Genomic DNA, 18711 nt, shown 5'->3' on the forward strand with positions numbered 1-18711 from the left:
ATGAGTGGCTATGTAGAACAGGGCGAAGTCGTTCGCAATGAGCAAATAGGCTCTGATGTGTGGATTATGGATATTCACGCACCAAAACAAGCAGTAGAAGCAAAGGTAGGACAGTTTTGTAATGTTCGCGTAGCGGACTCTACGGCACCATTGTTGCGCCGTCCTATTAGCTATGCAGGCTTTGATGTACAGAAGGGGATTATTACCCTTTTGTATCGTGTTGTAGGTAAAGGGACTGAAATCATGACTCGTCTCGTTCCTGGCGATACTCTAGATTGCTTAGGTCCTTTGGGAGAACCATTTGTAACATCTAAGAATATGCTTCTCGTTGGCGGTGGCGTGGGAATTGCACCGATGTTATGCATTGCCTCTCATTTGAAAGAAGGGGAAGCAGCACAAGTTATTTTAGGATTTAGAAATGAAAGAGAAACCTTCTGGGCGGACTTATTTAAAGATACTCCTGTTCAAGTACACATCACTACCGATGATGGTAGTGTAGGTACGAAAGGTTTCCCTACAGCAATCATGCCTGAGCTTATCAATGCTAATACTTTCACATCTGTTATGACTTGTGGTCCTACGCCGATGATGAAAGGCGTAGCTCAAGTGGCCAAAGAACTCGATGTGCCATGCCAAGTATCTTTAGAAGAGCGCATGGGATGTGGTACTGGCGGTTGTTTAGGCTGTGCTTGTGATGGTGCAGAAGGCAAACGCTATAAGGTTTGTAAGGATGGTCCTGTATTCCCAGCTGAGGAGGTGTTCTTTTAATGAGTGAACGCGATTTAAATAACACCGTTACGCCAAATCCAAAGTTAGCCATCAACTATTGCGGTATTAAGATGAAAAATCCTATTATCGCTGCGTCTGGTACCTTTGGTAATGGTCCTGAATATGCAGGTTACTTAGATTTAAGTAACGAAGTGGGGGCTATTTCTGTAAAAGGCTTAACGCCAAAAGGCCGTCATGGTAATCCTGGAACACGTATTGCAGAAACTCCATCTGGCGTATTGAACTGTATTGGCCTTGAAAATCCTGGGGCTGAACATTTTGTTAGAGAAATTCTACCAGAACTTAAGAAATATAAGGTACCATTGCTGGCGAATATGTCTGCTGGTACGATAGATGAATTTGCATGGATGGCAGAGACATTATCTGTAGATGGCATTGCAGGCTTAGAAGTTAACGTATCTTGCCCAAATGTAGAATGCGAAGGCATGGCATTTGGTGTGGATCCAAAGGTCGTTGAAGAGGTTACTAAAGCCGTTCGTAAGGTAAGTGATAAGCCTATTATCGTCAAACTTTCACCAAATGTAACAGACATTGTAGAAATTGCAAAGGCTGTGGAAGCAGGAGGTGGCAATGGGGTAAGCCTTATCAATACCTTGTTGGGCATGGCTATAGATATTCACCGACGTAAACCTTTACTAGGTAATACTTACGGTGGATTATCTGGTCCAGCAGTAAAACCGGTAGCACTTCGCATGGTACACCAAGTATATAAAGGGGTGACTATTCCTATCATTGGCCTTGGTGGTATCATGACTGGCACAGATGCTATCGAATTTATGATGGCAGGGGCGCAAGCCGTTCAAGTTGGTACGGCTACGATGGTAGATCCAACAGCAATTTCACGTATTGCTCGTGAAATGAGCGAATATGTAGAACAATATAATCTTAATAGCATCTCTGATATCGTAGGTGCTGTTCATCAAGCTTAACACAATTATATCTACGGTAAACTTAAGCAACCATAAGCATTGCCGTAATGTAAGATATGATACAAAAAGACCTAGTACATATTGTACTAGGTCTTTTCTTATGTATTGTATTGGCGTCTATAATCAAATAGGCTCCAATCGTATGAACTGTTAATGTCATATTATGGTAATAGTATGTACAATTATGATTATACATAGGCTTTGTAAAAGTCAATAAATTGCTGCGCTACCGGGGAAAGTGCATGTCCTTTAAGTGTGATAAAGGCTTTTTTGAAATCTCCTGAGAATTCTGGTAATTTAATGCGAGCCATTTTACGATGGTTCACTAGTTCTTTAGCATCCATTGGCACTAAGGAAACCGTGCGACCAGAAGAGGCCCACTCAATAGCAGAACTTTTTGTTGTAGTGATTGCTACTGCATTAATTTGTTCCATATCGGTTAAGCTAGACTGCATAATCATTCGTACAGAGCCACCAGAAAGAGATAGGGGACATTTTTTAATATCTTCCCAAGTAATGGTATCATGCTCACGATCTGTCCAGAATACATCACGACGGAAGATGGCATATAAATGTTCTTCCTGGGTGAGTAGAATATCGAATTTATCGGTGTCCACCATTTGAATATTGGCGATACCTAATTCGGCGCTGCCATTGATAAGTTGGTTTACTACATTTGTCATAAGGCCTTCGTAGATTTCGAAGTGGACAGAAGGATATTTCATGGAAAAAGCTGGTAAATACTGCTGTACAATTGGTGTTGAACGAGACGCAGAGGTTGCAATACGTAAAGTACCTTCAATACGTGAGTTTAATTGTTGTACAGCGTTATATGTAGATTCTTCAATAGAGCAGAGTTGTTGTGCTTTTTCATAGAAAATCTTACCAGCATCTGTTAATTGTAAGTTTGAGCCTCGTTGGCCGCGTTTGATGTTGATTAATTGAGCCCCAAATTCTGCCTCTAAATACTTCAACTGCTTACTTAAAGCTGGTTGTGTAATATGAAGAATCTCTGCGGCCTGCGTCATATTGCCCGTTTGAACGAGGGTAATAAAATTGTGGTAGTAAGATGTATCCATAGAATCTCCCTATTATACACAAAATAAGATAAATAAAAATTATAACGAACTAAGTAACCGTCATTTCACATTTCATAGAATGCTATATATACTAAATTCAACAAGAAAATAGAGAGAAAATTAAGTGTTAAATAATCTTTCTATTCTTATCACAAATTTTGATATAATGGCAGAAATTAAGAAAGTAGGTACTACTATGGGCGTGGTAAAAAGAACCTTAGGTCAAGCAATTCGTAATTGGGAAGCACGTAGATTAATGACGGCTCGTAATAAAATTAGCCGGAAAAAACAATTAGAACGAGTATGGCCTTATCCTATGACTAAGGAAAAACGTCGTGAACTCGGTCAAGGCATAGCCGGTTTAGTTAATAATGACAATTAAAAGTTTGGAATCTACTAACTAGATTATTTATCTAGTGGTAGTACCACTTCAATAGAATCTAATATGGTACAAGTAGCAGCTCCATGACTCATGTCTTGGAGCTCTTTTTGTATGCGCTCCACATCAGTAGGTGGTACTAAGATTGTCACAATTACATGTTCACCAAAGTTTGCTTCATAATGTAATTTTTCGTCCTGTACATATCTTTCCACCGCACCATACAAAGAATAGTCGATTGTCGCCTGTAGCTGAGTTCGTGTTGTGTGTAGTTCTTTAGGAGCAAGACGTAAGGCTTCTGCAACGGAGTGTGAATATGCCCGAATCAAGCCACCAGCGCCTAATTTGATGCCTCCAAAATAACGTGTTACGACGACTGCTACATTGGTAATGCCAGTTTTTTTGAGAACTTCAAGCATTGGTTTACCTGCTGTACTAGATGGTTCACCATTATCTGAGGATCGTTGTTGTTCTTGTTTGGGACCTAACGCATAGGCCGTACAGTTATGGCGCGCATCCCAAAATTCTTTGTTGATGCGGCCTATAAAGGCTTGGGCGTCCTCTTCAGTCTTACAAGGATACACGGTAGTTATAAACCGTGACTTTTCAACAACATATTCATGACGAAATTCTTTCGCTACCGAAGTAAATTCCGTCGTAGGGCTTATTGATTCAGACATATATTCACCTCCTTTTGAATCAAAGATTATGTTTATTCATCATCACTTTATTATAATCTATTTATGAATGCTATGTATAGGTAAAAAGCGGTTAATTCCCCTATAATAAAGAATTAACCCTCTATTTTTGGTAGGATATTGACGTAATGAGAATTTATGTTATTATTAAATGTAGACGTATGAATAAGTACTCATGTAAAAGTGTTCATATATTGGAATTTTGTAATATATTGGTACGTATTTAGAAAACCCATTTATGGATATTTACAATACTGTACATAGATTCTATTTATATGGATAGCCAAATAGGTGTTTGAGTATATATAAGTACATAGATACAAGGTATAGGCTTGGTAACAATATAATGACTTGTGAGGTCAATATGTATCTATGAAGTAGAAAGGCCTGTGAATATGAGCGTAAAAAAACAAGAATTTGATATTACAGGTATGCACTGTGCAGCCTGTGTAAAACGCGTTGAAAACGTCGTTTCTAAAGTCGAGGGCGTAGAATCTGTTAAGGTCAACCTCTTAACTCGAAAGGGGAGCGTTGAATATAAAGATGGCGCTACTATAGATTCACAACAGATTATTGATGCCATTACAAATATTGGTTTTGGTGCTGCAGAAGCAGACGAAACAAAGCAAGAAATAGAAAAGGTTAACTTAAAACCTCATATTACACGCCTTATTATTGCCGCCTGTATGGCGGTACCGATGATGATTAATATGACGTTACATCGATTTGGTATTCAGGCATTGCCTGTATGGGTAGAGTTTATTCTTGCCACCATTGCTCAGTTCGGTCCTGGTCTCATGTTCTATAAGAGTGCTTGGAGCGCTGTAAAAAATGGAGCACTTACGATGGATGTGCTCGTTGTAATGGGGACAACGGTAGCCTATCTATTCAGCATTTATAATTGGAAATTTCACCCTGAACTAGGCCCTCATGGGATATATTTTGAAACCTCTGCTTGGCTCATTACATTTATCCTTCTTGGTAAGCTGTTAGAAGAAATCGCGAAGGGGCGTACCTCTGAAGCACTTCAAAAATTGATTGCTTTACAACCTGCAACGGCTCATGTGTTGCGTGATGGAGAATTTGTGGACATCCCTACATCTAAGGTGGTAGCAGGCGATATTTTGCAGGTTCGAGCAGGCGAAAAAATTCCAGTAGACGGTACGATTACTGATGGCTACTCCACCGTAGACGAGGCTATGCTGACCGGTGAAAGCTTACCGGTAGAAAAACAAGTTGGTTCTGAAGTTATTGGTGCTACTATAAACCTAAGTGGTGCTTTTACCATGGAAGCTAAGCGTATCGGTTCTGATACGATGTTGTCTCAAATCATCAAGGTTGTAGAAGAGGCACAAACTTCCAAGTCTAGTATTCAACGCATTGCAGATATTGTGGCGCAATACTTTGTGCCTACAGTAATCGGTCTCGCTATCGTGACGGGTCTCGTATGGTATTTCATCATGGGCGACTCACTCAATGTGGCGCTCATTAATGCAACAGCCGTACTCGTTATCGCTTGTCCATGTGCTCTTGGCCTTGCCACACCAACATCTATTATGGTTGGCTCTGGTCTGGGTGCGGAACATGGTGTACTCATCAAGAGTGCAGAATATCTTGAAAAGGCTGGCAAGCTCGATGCCATTGTTATGGATAAAACAGGCACCCTCACACAAGGTGTGTTAGATGTGACGGCTTTCAAAAATTATAGTGGTGATGAAAGTAAAAATATGTCCATTATGATGGCCCTTGAGAGTGGCACATCTCATCCAATTGCAAAGGCTATGGTCTACTACGGTGAAGATCAGGGATATAAAGGTAAGGATATTGAACTAGAAAGTTTTGGTGATGTACCTGGTAAAGGCCTACAAGGGGCATATCAAGGCGTATCTGTACAACTTGGTCACAGCCGTTGGATGAACGAACTAGGTTACGATTTAACTGCGGTTCAAAAAGATGTTTTACGCTTTGAAGAACAAGGTGCTTCCGTATCTGTTCTCGCTGTAGATGGTGTCATCAGTGCATTGTGGGCCGTAGAGGACGAATTACGTCCAGAAACCATCGAGGTTGTTAAAGAATTACAAGCTCAAGGTATCGACGTGTGGATGCTCACTGGTGATAATTGCCGTACGGCTCAATATATTGCTAAGCAAGCAGGTATTACTCATGTTATAGCTGAAGTATTGCCTCAAGACAAGGCTAGTAAGGTAAAAGAATTACAAGATAAAGGTCTTGTGGTGGGGATGGTTGGTGACGGTATCAATGATGCTCCTGCTCTCGTTACGGCAGATATTGGTTTTGCTATTGGCAGTGGTACAGATATTGCGGTAGAAGCAGCCGACATCGTCCTTGTACGAAATGATTTACATACCTTGGTACAAGCAGTACGACTCAGCCGTAAGACAATGACCAATATTAAACAAAACCTATTCTGGGCATTGATCTTTAACTGTATCGGTATTCCGTTGGCCGCAATAGGTGCATTAAATCCAATGATTGCTGGTACAGCGATGGCATTTAGCTCTGTAACAGTCGTAGGTAATTCACTTCGTTTGAAACGAGCAAAAATCTAATTGATATATGATAAAAGACAGCACCTATACAATTGTATAGGTGCTGTCTTTTAACTTGTTCCATTCTGTTGCAAATATTTTAATTCCTATAAACTCGGTATTTTTATAGTACACATCATCTGCTATACTGAGTATAGTTATTTGTTAAGTAAGAGAGGATCATGGCTATGAAATTAAAGACTCGTGATATAGTATATATTGGCTTTATTGCCGCTTTGTGTGCAGTAGCAACAACAATTCGCATTGAAGTACCTGGTGGAGCCATGGTGCATCTTGGTTCAGCGGCTCTCTTTACGACATCAATTCTATTTGGTGGTTTATATAGTGGTTTAGGCGCGGCGATTGGCTCTGCACTATTTGATCTCTTTGGTGGTCATACACAATACATCGTGTTTTCTTTCTTTATTAAAGGGATTGCAGGCCTTATTGTAGGTGGTTTGACTGCTGGTTATTTGCCACCATCTATTAATAAACCTACTGCATCCTTTGGTCGAATCTTGGTAGCTCTTATCATCGGTGCGATTTGGACAGCTTTTGGCTACTTCCTTGCGTGGTGGTTCGTTCTTGAAAGTGCGGTCGTAGCAGCTAGCAAAATTCAATACTCCTTGATTACAAGTGCTGCAGGAATTGTGGTTGCTATTGTATTAACACCTAAGTTACAAACAGTAGTGCGCAGATTGTTTACTAAAAATTAATTGCTACAATGTTTTAGTATGTTTTAGTTTAGGCACTGCTAAAATAGCTATAACAATCTAATACATTGATAAATAAACTATCATATGGATAAATACAAAAGCCTTTAGCTGCTAAATTAGTTTAGCGTCTAAAGGCTTTTTTGTTAGGTTATTATTTTATAGTTAGTGATTGTATTAGCTATTAAACTATTAGAAATTACAAAGGTCATTTAGGTTTTCTGCCATGGTAGGGTGTGTGAAGATTTGATTTTTGAAATATGTATATGGAATGTTATTATCCATAGCCATTTTTATTAAGTTGATCAATTCTTCTGCACCTTGGGAATAGAGTGTAGCGCCCAAAATTAAGTTGTTATCAGCATCCACAACAATTTTAAAGGCGCCTTTTAAATAGTCGTTTACATGTGCTCTAGGCATGGTAGCTACGAGCATTTCTTTCGTTTTAACCATATATCCTTGGTTGATTGCATCTTCTTCTGTAAGACCTACACGAGAAAGTGGAGGTGTTAAGAAAGTAGTATAAGGAATATTTTTACGATCTTTTAAGGTATATTGGCTGTTACCTGTAAGTGCGCCAAATACGATACGGAAGTCATCAAGAGATATATATGTGAATTGAGGACCACCGTTTACATCACCGACTGCGTATACACCAGGAACGGAGCTTTCACACGTATCATTAACTACGATAGCACCGCGTTCGTTAGTAGCGATGTCCGTATGTTCTAAACCGATATTAGCTGTATTGGCTTTGCGACCTGTAGCGTATAGAACAGCATCAAAAGTGTAGTTTTGATTATTAGCGGTGATAACTGGTTTGTCGCCATCATTGGATACAGAGTCTAATGTGACATTATTAAGAATAGTAATACCTTGTTCAGTTAAGTACTCTGTAGCTAGTTCTTGAACGATAGATTCTTCGCGTTTTAAGATGCTAGATTCGATATTGAATACAGTTACCTTAGTACCAAGTTTTGCATATAGACTTGCAAATTCAAGACCGATTGGACCGGCGCCGATAACGCCTAATGTACTAGGTTGAGTAGGTAATTGTTGAATCTCAGTACTATTATAGAAACCAGTAGCTATATTGATGCCAGAAATATTAGGTTTAATTGCTACAGCACCGGTGTTAATAACGATAGTGTCAGCAGATAATATAATCTTATCCTCGCCAGCGGTAACGGCGATTTCTTTATTGCTAATAAATGCACCATGCCCAGTATAGACATCGACATGTTCATTTGTATCTAACATACCGAAGTTTTTATTGCGTAAGCGAGATGTAACAACCTCGCGTTGGTTTAATACTTGAGCGTATGATAAGCCTTTTGATGCGGCAATGATCATCGTCTTAGTAGGGATACATGCGATATTAATACATGTACCACCGTACATCAGTGGATTTTCTTCAATCATGGCTACGGATTTGCCTATAGTGCCAAATTTTGCGGCTAAGGTTTTGCCAGCCTTGCCAAAACCTAAGACGATAATGTCATATTGTTTGGTATTCATACAATACCTCCTATCTTTTATATTGAAAATATTAGATATCAATATTATAGCACATTGTAATAGATATAAAAGTAGAAAATAGAAATAATTATCACTGATTACTAAATAAAATTTGTTTAGAGTGACTATTTTAAGGTAGTAATTTAGCTTATAGCCTTGTAGTGTATTTAAGGAAGTAGGGAGAAGCTTATATATCTGTGTTTCTTCTGTACTACAGTAATTAATTAAGTGTGTTAAGTATTTCTACTTGACACATCTTTTTATATGCTGTAGTATATGTAAAGTAATATGACTTGACAGTGATGGAGGTGGCGAAATGGAAGAACGAGTACTCATAAGTTTGCTCTTAGATTTCTATGGACCATTATTGACGGACAAGCAACGCATGTCCTTACAACTTCACCACGAAGATGATATGTCTCTTGGCGAGATCGCTGAGGAATTAGGTGTATCACGACAGGCTGTACACGATAATTTACAGCGTGCTCGACACATTTTAAATGATTACGAATCTAAATTGCACTTGGTGGCACAATATGAACAACGGGAAGGCTTGCTTTCACAGTTGAAAGCAACCTTGCCTAAAGAGGTGTTAGCTGAAACTAAGGTGCAACAAGTATTGGCGCAAATGGAGGGATATTATGGCATTTGATAGCTTGTCAGAAAAACTGCAAGAAGCCTTTCAATCCTTAAAAGGGAAGGGCAAAATTACAGAAGATGATGTCAATCTTGCGTTGCGTCAGGTACGTACGGCTCTATTAGAAGCGGACGTTAACTTTATGGTAGCAAAGGACTTTGTTAAGTCCATTAAGGAAAAGGCCCTTGGTGAAGAGGTGTTCGGTTCCTTGAATCCAGCTCAAACGGTTATTAAAATCGTAAATGATGAGTTAACAGCTCTTTTAGGCGGTACGCAAAGTCGTATCATGATTTCCAGCAAGCCTCCAACGATTATCATGCTCGTTGGTTTGCAAGGTGCTGGTAAAACTACAACTGCTGGTAAACTAGCTGTATACCTACGCAAACAAGGTAAGCGTCCGATGCTCGTAGCTGCCGACGTATATCGCCCAGCTGCGATTACTCAGTTGCAAGTAGTAGGTAAGCAAATTGATATTCCAGTATTTGCGGATGAAACACCTAGTGCCAATCCAGTAGATATTGCGCGTCGTGCCGTAGAGCAAAGCACGCATATGCTGAAAGATGTTGTTATCATCGATACAGCAGGTCGTTTGGCAATTGATGAAGTCCTCATGGATGAGTTGTCTAATATCAAAGCGGCTGTTCGACCTCATGAAATTCTACTCGTTGTAGACTCTATGATTGGTCAAGACGCGGTAACTACAGCACAAACATTTAATGAAAAATTAGGTGTTGATGGTGTTATCCTTACTAAACTCGATGGTGATGCGCGCGGTGGTGCCGCATTGTCTATCAAAGCTGTAACCGGCTTGCCAATCAAGTTTACTGGTGTGAGCGAAAAAATGGATGGTTTTGATGTATTCTATCCAGACCGCATGGCTTCTCGTATTCTCGATTTGGGCGACTTTAAAACATTGATTGAAAATGTACAAGGCGCCATCGATGAAGAAGAAGCTCGTGAAATGGCAAAGAAAATGGCGAAAAACAATTTCACCTTGGATGACTTCTTAAAACAGATGAACCAGGTGCGAAAGTTAGGGCCATTACAAAATATTATTGGCATGTTGCCAGGCATGGGACAAATTAAGGATCAATTAAAGGACCTTGATTTGAATAGTAAAGAGGTGCGTCGTATCGAGGCTATCATTACATCCATGACGGCGGCAGAGCGAGAAAATCCAAGTATTCTTAATGGTTCTCGCCGCAAGCGTATTGCTTTAGGTTCTGGTACACAGGTACAAGATGTAAATCGCTTGTTGAAACAATTTGAAGAAGCGCGGAAGATGATGAAGCGCATGCAAGGTTTACGTGGCGGTAAGGGCGGATTCCCTGGAATGCCTAAATTACCGTTTATGTAATACATGGGCAGGGGCGCTGAACTTGTCCATTTACATCAGTATAAGGAGGTGAATTTCACAATGTTAAAAATTCGTTTGACTCGTTTAGGTGCTAAAAAAGCTCCTTTCTACCGTATCGTAGTTGCTGACGCACGTGCTCCACGTGAAGGTCGTCCTGTTGACACAATTGGTCAATATGATGCTACTAAACAACCAGCTATCGTTAATGTAGACGAAGAAAAAGCTTTGGCTTGGTTAGCTAAAGGTGCTCAGCCTACTGACACTGTTCGCTCCTTGTTCAAAAAACAAGGCGTTATGCAAAAATTTGCAGACGCTAAAAAGTAATTAATAGAGAGGCATACTGTGATGATAGAATTAATTTCATTAATTGCGAAATCATTAGTGAAGCAGCCTGATGCCGTTTCTGTTACCATGGTCCAAAAGGGGAATGTTGAAGTTTACGAACTTCATGTAGCCCCAGAGGATATGGGCAAAGTCATCGGAAAGCAAGGTAGAATTGCAAAAGCGATTCGATCTGTGGTGAAAGCGGCGGCTATTAAAGAGAACAAAAAGATATCTGTTGATATTGTCTAAAAGGGAGTATTCCAATGGAAGAAATGACATTACGTGTCCCTGTAGCAGTAAAAGCAAAAGTAACAGACGACTTGAAAGCGAAAATTGTATCCGATCTTGAAACTCGCCTTGATATGGTAAATAAAGATTTGGAAGCAATTGAGTTTCAAGCCCAACGTATTTTGGCTGATGCAGCTAAAGTTGATGCAACAAGTCTTACCGCTATTCGTCAACAAATCGACGAAGAGAAAAATAAACGCTTGGCTTTCAAAGAAGAAGTAACAGCTAAATTGAAAGAGGCTCAAAGTTTGTCTTTGGGAACTGAAATTCCGCAAGGCACATTAGAGCAAACAGTTACCGTTAAAATTGGGGATGATTTGGATGCCTTGATGGGCACTGAAATCCTATTAGAAGACGGTAAAATCGTTGCGTTTCGTCAATAATGAAGCATAACGATTTCATCACAATAGGTGTTATCATCGCCCCGCACGGCGTGCGGGGTGATCTTCGTATTATGCCACAAACCGATTTTCCAGAACGGTTTATGCATATGGATGCCTGTTACATCGATGGTAAAGAATACCACGTTGCATCCGCACGATTTCACAAGCAATTTGTTTTAGCATCTTTTAAGGAAATTCCTGATCGCAATACGGCTGAACTATTCAGTAAGAAAGCAATTCAAGTTCGTCGTGAAGATTTAGTAGAGTTGCCAGAAGGTCGCTATTACATCTTTGATATCATTGGTCTTGAGGTACAAGATACTAAAGGTAACGTCCTTGGCACGGTTACTGATGTATTACAGCCTGGAGCTAATGATGTATATGTGGTTTCCAAAGATGGGGAACCTGATCAATTATTTGCAGCCATTGAAGAGGTCGTTAAAGACATCGATGTGGAAAATAAATTGATGATCGTAGATCCGCCTGAATGGATATAGTCCGTTGGGCGGTTTTGCTTTATCTAAATATAGGTATATTATGGTAAAAGTTATATAATATAGCTATATGTAGATAATGATTTAATGTAAACTTGAATGTACAAGGGGCGGCTTATGCGTATCGATATCGTATCTTTATTTCCAGAGTTTTTTGATGCTTTTTTTAGCCATTCCATCATAAAACGAGCTATCGAGGCGGAACGTTTGACTATGGGCGTAACTAACCCTCGAGATTTTAGTCATAATAAGCATGGACAAGTAGATGATACGCCTTATGGTGGTGGGGCTGGTATGCTCATGATGGCGCCGCCAATTTTTGAGGCTGTAGAATCTGTTATTTCTCGATATGATAATGATATTAATGCGACCTATGCTATGGATAGTGCAGATATATGCGATGAAATGAGCCTTATTGGTAATCCTAGTGAAAGCATACGACGCCGCATTATCTTTATGGGGCCTACAGGTCAGCCTTTCACACAAGAGAAGGCTCGTGAATTGGCTACCTACGATCAAGTGATCCTCATTTGTGGTCACTACGAAGGTGTAGATTACCGTGTAGAGGAACATCTTGTAGACGAAACGATTTCTATTGGTGACTATGTATTGACTGGTGGTGAGTTGCCAGCCATGGTAGTTGCTGATGCGGTAGCTCGTATGATTCCAGGTGTGTTAGGTGCAGCTAGCGGAGCACAAGAGGACTCTTTTTATCAGCCTCTTTTAGAATGCCCTCAATATACAAAGCCACCAGAATTTAGAGGCTGGATTGTACCGGAGGTATTGCGTAGTGGTCATCATAAAAATATTGCCGCATGGCGTCAAAAGGAAGCGTTAAAACGAACACGATTATTAAGGCCTGATTTATTGGAACGGTCATTAACAAAAGAGGAAGTTAAACTGTTAAAAGAAATTGTTGCAGAAGAGTCTAGGCTATGAAATTTAAGTGTTATGATGTTGTAGAGATTCAGGGAAAACGATATGTAGTCGGGGAGGTCATTTCTTATCAAGAGTTTATCGTTGATAAAATAATACGTTATGATCTTAATGATGAAAATTATAAAAAAGAACTAGGTGTTTCCAAAGGAGCTCAGTCTTGGACCGAATATGGTCTTATGCCCGTTAATGGGACGGATAAAAAATGGCTTACCATTGTAAACGGTGAAAAAGAATATTGCACTTTTTCTGAAACAGTTTTACGTTCAACCCCTCCTGCAGGATATAGACTACATGATAAAGGTATAGAACGTGTCGTAGCTGTGGAGGGGCAATCGAAGGCTAGAAGTAGTGACGAAGCAGATTATAAAGAATATAGATCAATTAAAAAGGATAAAACCTATGTATTCTTTATTGAGGACTGGCATGGTGGTTTGACGGATCAGGCTCAAGGTGAGCGGATTCGTTTGTCTGATGTACATCGACGGCGAGATCAGGATGCTCAAGCAGCGAGTAAAAAGATTCGTAATGCAGCTCGCAGAAAAGAATGGACACGATTGGGTCTGAGTTGGGGAATCATTTTATTCTTTTTGGGGTATTTGTTTATAGGAGATATGTCTTGGCATGAATTGCGTGATGAAGTAGGATTCCCATATACCATGGAAGAGCGCATTAAAGATTCCTATTATTATGAACCGCAAGGTACAAAAGACGGTTTGATGGTATATACGTCAAAGCAAGATCCAAATGCAACGGCTATCGATCTTATCGATGCTGTGTATGGCAAGGTTTATACCATTAAACAAGATACTAAATCCCCTGAGCAGTGGATTGTCATTTATACGACTAAAGATGTATCTGTTATTAGTGTGGTTAATGGCACTACGTATGTTGAAGTGGGGCAATTAAAAAACTTGTCAGATTCGGAGGATAGACGTATAGCGACTATTAGAAATGACAGTGAAATATTGTTACGATATGCGTATATGGTGGAGTTAAAGAATAAGCAGGGGCGTAAGACGTTATCAAATATAATAAAAGATTGATATAGTATTGATTTCAGTTACGAAATCAAACGAAGGAATATTATATGTATGAACCAAGTAAGAATACTGTTTACATAGCCATAGCCTTTACATCTATAGCAGCTCTAGCAGGTGCTTATTCGTATTGGGACGATGTTAGCTATGCTCTATGTGATGTGGTCAAACCAGAATTAAATAATGGTGAAGTACGGCTCGTTGATGATGAAGGTAAAAGCTATACCTTGATTAATCACGGTGATGGAAAAGAAACTGCGCTCTATGATGATGCAGAAAAATCTGTTACCTTTCATCGTGATGAGAAAGGCAATATTATATGGGATGCAGGCTTAGCCAGTTTGATTCCAACTTTGGCGGTAGGTTACTATGCGTTTCATGGCTTTTCAGCTCCAACGGCATATATGGATGCACCCAGTATGACCTATCGTGCTACATCGCCACTTACACCTTTTGATGTAAATACAGGCGCTAGTAAATCTAATAGTGCAAGAGTAGCTAGAACTATTAATGAAATGACTAGAAATCGTTACCATACTAAAACGAGTAATCGAGCACATAGAATTGGTGAAAAGTATGGCTTTGGCAGTGTAGGGGCTCGAACTTCGAGCGGTGCCTCTTAATGAAAGGATGAACAATGAAATCCTATATTGATGAGCTTGATAGAAAGATATTTAATTTCGTGGAATATGAAGGGTATGATGATCGGTATCCTTCCTTGTCTATGCAAGCCTTTTCATCCGACTTTTACGATGAAATTCGCCATGCTTCACGTAGATTATTTCAAATATTTTGTAAAGCTGCAAAAGTATTTCAAATGGCACCAGATGACTTTGCTCGAAATATGGATATGCCAGACAATTTAATTCCTTATTTACATAAGTCGAATGCCTTAGGGTTGCCGACGTGGTTATCACGCTTTGATTTTGTTCTCGATGTAAATGGCAATTTGCGGATGGTAGAACTTAATGCAGATACGCCATGTTTTCTTATTGAAAGCTATTATGCCAATGAAGTTGCAGCTAACTATGTAGGACGAAAACATCCTAATATAGAATGCCGAAAAGAATTACATACATTTTTAACGCGCATGTATGATGCTGTTTTATCTGCTAAGTATGGTAGAAATCAATATGAATCTATGCGGGCAAATAGAGAGAGCCTACCTAAGGATCCCTTTGTATTCTCTTGTTTTCATGATTATTTTGAAGACTACGGTACAACACAATTCCTTATGAAGGAATTAAAAAAAGCCTGTCCTGAGGCAGACATGCGATTCATATCCTTTTATGATATGAAGATTGATGATGAGGGCGTTCCTTTAGAAGATGGTAGTCATGCGACTCTATTGTATCGATTGCATCCTATGGAACTTTTAATTGATGAACAAACACCAGATAATGAACCTTTGGGTGAGATGTTTTTAGATCTTTACGAGGAGAATAGATTTGATCTTTTTAATCCGCCAGAGGCAATTATTTTACAAAACAAATCCTTTATGTCCTTAGTATATGCATTGTATTTAACAGATCAATTTTTTACGAAACCTGATCGAGATATCATCGAGCGTTATTTGGCACCATCCTATTTTGAAAATGATTTTTCCTCTCTTGATGATGGCCTTTATATTCAAAAGGAGATTTGGGGCCGTGAAGGACGACATGTACAAGTTGTTCAAAAGCATGGTGATACATCTGAGCTTTACATGGAAAAGCTAGTTGATAACTATGACGATATCATTTGTCGTGATAGTAAAAAGGTTATGTATCAAGATTTTATACAGCAGAAACGTTTTACTCATACAGTGGATTGTGGAGTGAAAGATGGATTTTTAACCTTATCCTGTTTTATGCTTGGTGATCAAGCTTCCGCGGTAGGATGCCGTTTTTCTCCGGAAGAGATAGCTGGTACAGAAGCATACTTTGTACCATTATTAATAGAGTAAGCGAAATACTATGAAATTTGTGACCATATAGTATGGGCAAACGAATGATAATAGGTGTATTTAGCAGCAGTCGTGCTTATGTCTACTTTAGCGAGGGTGTGTATGGAATTTAATTGTTATGATGTCTTAGAGGTTCATGGCAGCCGTTATGTAATCACTGAGAAAATTAAATATATAGAGATTATTCCAAAAGCAGATAAGGAACAATCCTATAGGGGCCAGCCGTCTATGACAAAATCACCAGGTGATTATTGGCATGAATATGGACTAGAGGCTGTTGAGGGAATCGATAAAATATGGTTAACCATTGAGTACAATGATAATGAATGGTGTACCGTATCTAGAACATCCTTTCATACACGGCCGGAGAAAGATTTTACATTACATCAAATCGGCTTAGAAAAGGTTGTCGATGTGGATGGTGAAAGTGGTGCCTCCGTAGGGGACCGCGCAGGATATAGAGAATATCAGCTACCTTGTGAAGGTGGTGCTAGTGTATTCTTTGAAGAAGAGTGGTTTGAAGGTAAAAAAATGTTTGCCGAAGGATCACGAGTACCCTTGGTGAACATTCGTCTTTGTAATGATGCAGCCGCTCAAGCTATTAAGCAAAAGATGCGTAACAAATCAATGAAAAAGAGGTTTGGATCTATTGCTGTTGGTGTGGGGTATGGTGTACTATTTTTACTATTTCTATTTTGGTCGGACAATGATTTGTCTTGGCATAGTATACGCGCTATGTTTGGAGTGCCTTACACGGCAAAAGAACATATGCATGACACATCTGCATATTATACAAAAACAGATTCGGATAGCGACTATGTATACACGTCTACACTGGATCCTGTTAGTACCGCATTAGACTTGATTGATTCTGTGAATGGTGATATTAAGAATGAGCGGGATAACTTAGAAGAGGGACATGAAGTTATTGTATTTTATTCTGGGGACTTGGTGTATCTCATCACTAATACGGATGGACAAACTAGGGTTAAGGTATGTGAACAATCAAAATTAACACAAGAGGATTGGAAAATTATTGATCGTACATTAATCAGCTCTCATATACTCGATAACTATGCGACCATGGTTCGACTAGGGGATAATACGGGACGCGAACGATTGTATCCTACCAGCAACTCTAACAACACATCCAATACAAAATTATATTATTAGGAGGCTTATTATGATTTATATACCAGATGTATTATTGACAATTTTTTATGCTTGTTTTGGCATTATGCTGATGTTGACAGCGAACACGGTTATCGATTTCTTTGTGCCTGGAAAATTTAGTGAAGAAATTAAGCGTGGTAATTGTGCTGTGGCGTGGCTTTCAGCGGGATCATTTATCGGTATCGGTGAAATTTTGCGCGCTGTTATTATGTCACCAGCCGTGACTACGGCTGATACGTCCCTGTTACATGGCATTGTAGCCAGTGTTGTATACGCTGTGCTAGGTATTATACTATTTGTAACGGGCTATATGTTTATCAATATTTGGCATCGTAAATATAAATTATCCGAAGAAATTATGCGTGGTAATACAGCGGCTGGTATTCTTGTATTTGGCATTTTCGTTGGTCTTGCTCTTGTTATTAGCGGTGCTGTGCACTAAGGGAGCGTTTTATGTATAAGCCAAGTAAGAAAACCATATACCTTACAGGTGCTTTCGCCGCAGTTGCTGGTCTTGTAGGTGTGTATTCCTACTGGAACGATATCTCCTATGCTATGTGTGATAAGGTTTATCCAGAGGCAAATGAGGGGGAGGTTCGATTAAAGGATAGTCAAGGTAATCGGTATTCTCTTTTAAACCATGGCGATGGAAAAGAAACCGCCTTGTATGACGATAATCGTTCAGTTACCTTTCACCGTGATAATGGTGGAAACTTAGTGTGGGATGCTGGTTTGGCAAGTTTGTTACCAACTATTGCAGCTGGGTATTATATGTTTCATGGGTTTAATCCTCCTACGGCACGTATGGATGGACGAACTATGACGTATCGCACGGTATCGCCATTAAAACCGTATGAACAACCTAATGAATATACGTCATCAGGATCAACTATACATGGCTATGGAGGTGGAAGAAGCTTTCGTAGTTATGAGAATAATAGAAGTAAGAAAGCATCATCTATAGGGCAAAAGTCTGGCTTTGGCAGTGCTGGTGCACGGTCTAGTGCTTCATAATGGATGCGATGACACTATATGTTGATGGCAGTTGTTTAGAAATCAGGAGATTTAGCATTGGCAAATTTATATATTGGGCTCGTTCATTATCCGATTATGAATAAGCATAAAGATGTGATAACGACGGCCATTACCAATTATGATATTCACGATATTGCACGCGCATCTATCACCTATGATGTATCTAAATATTTTGTGATTCATAATATACCGGCTCAACGAGAATTAGCAGCTACCATTATGGAACATTGGAAGTCAGGCTTTGGTAGTACCTATAATCCGGACAGAAAAGATGCTTTCACAGGCGTTGAACTCGTTAATTCTATCGCTGTTGCGGTGCGTACTATCGAGGAATTGGAAGGGGTAAAACCTATCGTAGCAACTACCGATGCTAGAACTTATGATAATACAATTTCCTATGCACGGATGCGCGAACATCTTGAAAATGAGGGGCGCCCTGTGTTAG

The 18711-nt window shown here is 39.5% G+C and carries 22 protein-coding genes; 19 read left to right on the plus strand and 3 right to left on the minus strand.

The annotated features are described in order from the left end of the window. Both Q0507_RS06010 and Q0507_RS06015 read left to right on the plus strand, forming a co-directional pair. Positions 1 to 768, plus strand: a complete 768-nt coding sequence (locus tag Q0507_RS06010) for a dihydroorotate dehydrogenase electron transfer subunit (protein WP_298713852.1) — start codon at positions 1 to 3, stop codon at positions 766 to 768. Further along, the gene (locus Q0507_RS06015) at positions 768 to 1718 is read left to right on the plus strand and encodes a dihydroorotate dehydrogenase (protein WP_298713855.1); all 951 of its coding nucleotides are present in this window, start codon (positions 768 to 770) and stop codon (positions 1716 to 1718) included. Before Q0507_RS06010 ends, Q0507_RS06015 begins: the two co-directional genes overlap by 1 nt. Before the next feature lie 188 nt (positions 1719 to 1906). On the opposite strand, the gene Q0507_RS06020 is transcribed toward Q0507_RS06015, so the two are convergent. After that, positions 1907 to 2797 carry a LysR family transcriptional regulator gene (locus tag Q0507_RS06020; RefSeq protein WP_298713858.1) on the minus strand — a complete coding sequence of 297 codons (891 nt, stop codon included), beginning with the start codon at positions 2795 to 2797 and terminating at the stop codon, positions 1907 to 1909. A 124-nt stretch (positions 2798 to 2921) separates the two neighbouring features. Here Q0507_RS06020 and Q0507_RS06025 point away from each other — a divergent pair, with 124 nt between their 5' ends. Continuing rightward, positions 2922 to 3179 (plus strand): hypothetical protein, encoded by a 258-nt coding sequence (locus tag Q0507_RS06025; RefSeq protein ID WP_298713861.1) that lies wholly within the window; start codon positions 2922 to 2924, stop codon positions 3177 to 3179. Between the two features lie 23 nt (positions 3180 to 3202). Here the strand turns inward: Q0507_RS06025 and Q0507_RS06030 are convergent, their stop codons facing one another. Continuing rightward, positions 3203 to 3856 carry a YigZ family protein gene (locus tag Q0507_RS06030; RefSeq protein ID WP_298713864.1) on the minus strand — a complete coding sequence of 218 codons (654 nt, stop codon included), beginning with the start codon at positions 3854 to 3856 and terminating at the stop codon, positions 3203 to 3205. A 413-nt stretch (positions 3857 to 4269) separates the two neighbouring features. Here Q0507_RS06030 and Q0507_RS06035 point away from each other — a divergent pair, with 413 nt between their 5' ends. Both Q0507_RS06035 and Q0507_RS06040 read left to right on the plus strand, forming a co-directional pair. Beyond that, complete coding sequence (locus Q0507_RS06035; RefSeq protein WP_298713867.1) at positions 4270 to 6444, plus strand: cation-translocating P-type ATPase; 2175 nt, start codon at positions 4270 to 4272, stop codon at positions 6442 to 6444. 167 nt (positions 6445 to 6611) lie between these two features. Continuing rightward, a complete protein-coding gene (locus tag Q0507_RS06040) occupies positions 6612 to 7139 on the plus strand; it encodes an ECF transporter S component (protein ID WP_367268455.1) in 528 nt (175 codons plus the stop codon). A 189-nt stretch (positions 7140 to 7328) separates the two neighbouring features. Here Q0507_RS06040 and Q0507_RS06045 read toward each other — a convergent pair whose 3' ends face one another. Continuing rightward, the gene (locus Q0507_RS06045) at positions 7329 to 8654 is read right to left on the minus strand and encodes an FAD-containing oxidoreductase (RefSeq protein ID WP_298713872.1); all 1326 of its coding nucleotides are present in this window, start codon (positions 8652 to 8654) and stop codon (positions 7329 to 7331) included. 316 nt (positions 8655 to 8970) lie between these two features. Between Q0507_RS06045 and ylxM the strand changes: the two genes are divergently transcribed. From ylxM to Q0507_RS06115, 14 genes are all read left to right on the plus strand, one after another. Beyond that, entirely contained in the window at positions 8971 to 9306 is a 336-nt protein-coding gene (gene ylxM, locus Q0507_RS06050) for a YlxM family DNA-binding protein (protein ID WP_004695559.1), read from the plus strand. Then, positions 9296 to 10648 (plus strand): signal recognition particle protein, encoded by a 1353-nt coding sequence (gene ffh, locus Q0507_RS06055; RefSeq protein WP_298713877.1) that lies wholly within the window; start codon positions 9296 to 9298, stop codon positions 10646 to 10648. Before ylxM ends, ffh begins: the two co-directional genes overlap by 11 nt. A 60-nt stretch (positions 10649 to 10708) precedes the next feature. Next, a complete protein-coding gene (rpsP, locus tag Q0507_RS06060; RefSeq protein ID WP_004695565.1) occupies positions 10709 to 10972 on the plus strand; it encodes a 30S ribosomal protein S16 in 264 nt (87 codons plus the stop codon). Positions 10973 to 10993: 21 nt separating this feature from the next. Continuing rightward, positions 10994 to 11221 (plus strand): KH domain-containing protein, encoded by a 228-nt coding sequence (locus Q0507_RS06065; RefSeq protein WP_004695567.1) that lies wholly within the window; start codon positions 10994 to 10996, stop codon positions 11219 to 11221. Between the two features lie 14 nt (positions 11222 to 11235). Next, positions 11236 to 11643 (plus strand): YlqD family protein, encoded by a 408-nt coding sequence (locus Q0507_RS06070; RefSeq protein ID WP_298713882.1) that lies wholly within the window; start codon positions 11236 to 11238, stop codon positions 11641 to 11643. Beyond that, a complete protein-coding gene (rimM, locus tag Q0507_RS06075; RefSeq protein WP_005387340.1) occupies positions 11643 to 12140 on the plus strand; it encodes a ribosome maturation factor RimM in 498 nt (165 codons plus the stop codon). The genes Q0507_RS06070 and rimM overlap by 1 nt, the downstream gene beginning before the upstream one ends. Positions 12141 to 12254: 114 nt before the next feature. Further along, a complete protein-coding gene (gene trmD, locus Q0507_RS06080; protein ID WP_298713885.1) occupies positions 12255 to 13076 on the plus strand; it encodes a tRNA (guanosine(37)-N1)-methyltransferase TrmD in 822 nt (273 codons plus the stop codon). Continuing rightward, the gene (locus tag Q0507_RS06085; RefSeq protein ID WP_298713888.1) at positions 13073 to 14119 is read left to right on the plus strand and encodes a DUF4178 domain-containing protein; all 1047 of its coding nucleotides are present in this window, start codon (positions 13073 to 13075) and stop codon (positions 14117 to 14119) included. The genes trmD and Q0507_RS06085 overlap by 4 nt, the downstream gene beginning before the upstream one ends. A gap of 44 nt (positions 14120 to 14163) precedes the next feature. Further along, positions 14164 to 14736, plus strand: a complete 573-nt coding sequence (locus Q0507_RS06090) for a hypothetical protein (protein WP_298713891.1) — start codon at positions 14164 to 14166, stop codon at positions 14734 to 14736. Positions 14737 to 14750: 14 nt separating this feature from the next. Then, positions 14751 to 16058, plus strand: a complete 1308-nt coding sequence (locus Q0507_RS06095; RefSeq protein ID WP_298713895.1) for a glutathionylspermidine synthase family protein — start codon at positions 14751 to 14753, stop codon at positions 16056 to 16058. Between the two features lie 102 nt (positions 16059 to 16160). Continuing rightward, a complete protein-coding gene (locus Q0507_RS06100; protein ID WP_298713898.1) occupies positions 16161 to 17231 on the plus strand; it encodes a hypothetical protein in 1071 nt (356 codons plus the stop codon). 10 nt (positions 17232 to 17241) lie between these two features. After that, positions 17242 to 17673, plus strand: a complete 432-nt coding sequence (locus Q0507_RS06105) for a DUF350 domain-containing protein (RefSeq protein WP_004698434.1) — start codon at positions 17242 to 17244, stop codon at positions 17671 to 17673. An 11-nt stretch (positions 17674 to 17684) separates the two neighbouring features. Continuing rightward, positions 17685 to 18245 (plus strand): hypothetical protein, encoded by a 561-nt coding sequence (locus Q0507_RS06110; protein WP_221741825.1) that lies wholly within the window; start codon positions 17685 to 17687, stop codon positions 18243 to 18245. 57 nt (positions 18246 to 18302) lie between these two features. Continuing rightward, positions 18303 to 18711: RNA methyltransferase (locus tag Q0507_RS06115; RefSeq protein WP_298713904.1), on the plus strand; the 409-nt coding region annotated here is incomplete at its 3' end.

It is taken from the genome of uncultured Veillonella sp., assembly GCF_938010505.1.
Classification (GTDB): Bacteria; Bacillota; Negativicutes; order Veillonellales; family Veillonellaceae; genus Veillonella.